This is a genomic window from Treponema sp. Marseille-Q4523, from assembly GCF_016901105.1.
Classification (GTDB): Bacteria; Spirochaetota; Spirochaetia; order Treponematales; family Treponemataceae; genus Treponema_D.
This window is the reverse complement of the sequence record NZ_JAFEVM010000088.1, coordinates 1-1,584: the sequence shown is the minus strand read 5'-3', so window position 1 is coordinate 1,584 and position 1,584 is coordinate 1. Positions and strand designations below refer to the sequence as shown.

General features: G+C 35.5%; 3 protein-coding genes. All 3 read left to right on the top strand.

Features of this window, described 5'->3' with window-relative positions; all coding sequences use genetic code 11:
* Window positions 1-216: 216 nt before the first annotated feature.
* Complete coding sequence (locus JSQ97_RS12825) at window positions 217-822, top strand: NADase-type glycan-binding domain-containing protein (protein WP_205076411.1); 606 nt, start codon at window positions 217-219, stop codon at window positions 820-822.
* Between the two features lie 19 nt (window positions 823-841).
* Entirely contained in the window at window positions 842-1,048 is a 207-nt protein-coding gene (locus JSQ97_RS12820; RefSeq protein ID WP_205076410.1) for a hypothetical protein, read from the top strand.
* A gap of 238 nt (window positions 1,049-1,286) precedes the next feature.
* The coding region (locus JSQ97_RS12815; protein ID WP_205076409.1) for a hypothetical protein at window positions 1,287-1,584 on the top strand (298 nt) is incomplete at its 3' end.

Genomic DNA, 1,584 nt, shown 5'->3' with positions numbered 1-1,584 from the left:
CCGTTAAGATAGGAAAAACAAACAATGAAAAAATATGTTTACATACTTTTATATCTTATCATTGGGCAGTTGTACGTATTTGCCATTCCTGCAATCGGTATTTGGTATGAGACACAAGGATTTAACGGTTTTAAATTTATTTCCGAAAACGAGCTACAGATTCTTACAGAGCCTTTTCAATCTAAAATATTTGAGGATGGCACATATCATTATGAATTGAGCTATGAAGAGGGATTGCCGTATATTTCCATCAGCGGTAACGGTGTAAAGCGATATTTTCTACTGCTTTCGAATGAACAAGCTTGCTATTTTTACGATGCAAAGACGGGAGAACTGGTAATTTCGGCGGAGCATACAAAAGCTGCAATAGAGCCGTTTGTTATTTATAAAAGAGATAAAATACGCGCAAGTTCGGAGCTGCGCGAAGGAAAGACCGTGTATTCGGTTGAAAACCTTTCGACCGAAATCCTGTTGCCGTGGGTACCTGCAGGCGGGAAAAACGGCATCGGCGCAACTTTGACCATACACGATATGTACGGCGAGTTTTTGATACTCGGTTCGGGTTATGTTTCGGTAAAAAACAGAGCGTTGTGGACAAAAAATGCACGCCCGAAAAAACTTAAAATTCAGTATAAAAAAACCGGTATTGTAAAATATGTCGATTTAAAAGATACGCCCGATTTACAAACGATAGTCATGTATACGGACGAAGATTATAAAAATCAAACACGAGGTGGAGATATTGTCATAACGATCATAGACGTATATGAGGGCACTACGTATAGCGATGTATGTATCAATATTTTGGTAGAAAAGACATAAAGGATTTAATTTTAAAGGAATGCCGAAAGAAATTTTTAAAAAATATAAAATGAAAGAAGATGTTCCCCGCGTAAAACACAGTTTTTACTGGCCCGGAGAGAACGCCTTTGATCCCAAATCATCCGGCGGTAAATTATTGTATAACTTTTGCTGGAACGAAGATTCCGTAAAAAAAATGTATAACTATTTTTTTACAAAAAACGGTTGGTTGAAATTTGTTGAGTAAATGTGTATGTGTGTATAAGGTTAAATTTTTCTCTCCAGCTTTATTTTTATTAAGTATATTTTTTATATCATGTAATAAAAAATATCCATGTAATAACGATTCGGCATTGATAAAGGCGTGTAACTATTCTATATTGGTTTCATCCGACTACAGCCTTTGGACACCGAAGGCTTATGCATATTTCAGTTACTGCCGGGATAAATATGAAATATATGCCGAACCGTTTTATACTAATGAAGTGTCGAACAATACAGAGGATATTATTCTCTTAGGTTGTTGGAAATCAGTCTATTTTCATAATCCGAATATTTATGAATTTTACGGCGATATAAAACCGCTGGAAAAACAGTATCATTCATCAATTTGTCATCTTGATTTATCGTTCGGGAAAAAACATATCGGTGTTTTAGCCGGTGAAATTTCGGCGGAAGATAATAAAATATTCGGAGTTTTTGAGCTTCATTTTTTATGGAAAATAGAAAATGCAACGGTATATATCCAACCGAAGGTTATTGTGGAATACGATTCGATAGAGG